Below are 254 nucleotides of genomic sequence, written 5' to 3' on the forward strand. Positions count from 1 at the left end.
GTTTATCGAAGTGGAACTGGCGCCTCATCCGCAGTTCACAGTAGAAGGCAACGATGTGCTGATTACCGTGCCTATCAGCCCGTGGGAGGGAGCATTGGGTGCCAGCATTACGGTGCCCGTTGTTGGTGGTAAGGTAAGCGTCAAGGTCCCAAAAGGCTCTTCCACCGGTCGCAAGCTGCGCCTGAAAGGCAAGGGCTTACCGGGTAAGCATGTGGGTGATCAGATTGTGACGTTGCAGGTGACGCTGCCTGAAG

Annotated in this window: 1 protein-coding gene; it reads left to right on the forward strand. The window is 56.3% G+C overall.

Annotated elements, in window-relative coordinates:
- Nucleotides 1–254 (forward strand): DnaJ C-terminal domain-containing protein (locus tag AAEY88_RS14635; RefSeq protein WP_350563555.1); only part of this gene is annotated, 254 nt, incomplete at both ends.

Origin of the sequence: Psychrobacter sp. CAL346-MNA-CIBAN-0220 (assembly GCF_040309805.1) — a bacterium.
In the GTDB taxonomy this organism is placed as follows: domain Bacteria; phylum Pseudomonadota; class Gammaproteobacteria; order Pseudomonadales; family Moraxellaceae; genus Psychrobacter.